The sequence below is a fragment of the Salegentibacter lacus genome (assembly GCF_020164555.1).
Lineage (GTDB): Bacteria > Bacteroidota > Bacteroidia > Flavobacteriales > Flavobacteriaceae > Salegentibacter > Salegentibacter lacus.
The window spans coordinates 1-481 of the sequence record NZ_JAIQZB010000070.1; the positions used below are offsets into that span (position 1 = coordinate 1).

Annotated in this window: 1 pseudogene; it reads right to left on the minus strand. The window is 39.9% G+C overall.

Annotated features, from left to right (window positions below):
- Window positions 1–97: 97 nt before the first annotated feature.
- Window positions 98–481 (minus strand): annotated as a pseudogene (locus tag LB465_RS18115) (hypothetical protein); the annotation flags it as partial.

Consider the following 481-nt stretch of genomic DNA (forward strand, 5'->3'; position numbering starts at 1 on the left):
AAGACATCCGGAATCTCTACCCTCAGAACTACAAGAAATTAAAGCAAGCTTAGATCAAGTTTATCCGAGGGGACCCGATAAATAAAATTATGCTAAGTTAGAGGATGTGGTTGGTGGGCCGGATACGTTTGTGGTGTCTTATAGGTTTTCTAGGAGCTTTTGGATTGTTTTGCGGGGGCTCATTGGAGCTCATCTTTTTAAGCACTTCTTCTAATTTTCTATCACAGCGAACTATCTGCTCCTGGTAAAAATCGTAACAGGTAACTGCCTGTTCTAAGGCAAAAAGTCCCGCCTCGTTATAATGGCCTTTCAAAGATTTAACTATCAGCTCCCTTTTTGTTTTTAAAACACTATTATGGCACATTTCAACTAGAACATCAGGATTTCTTTCTCCAGCTAAAATAGCCCTGATGATTTTCAAACCGCTTGCTCCGTGTACCTGGCTTAAAACTTCTTTTAAGCGAATATTCATCATCGTGAG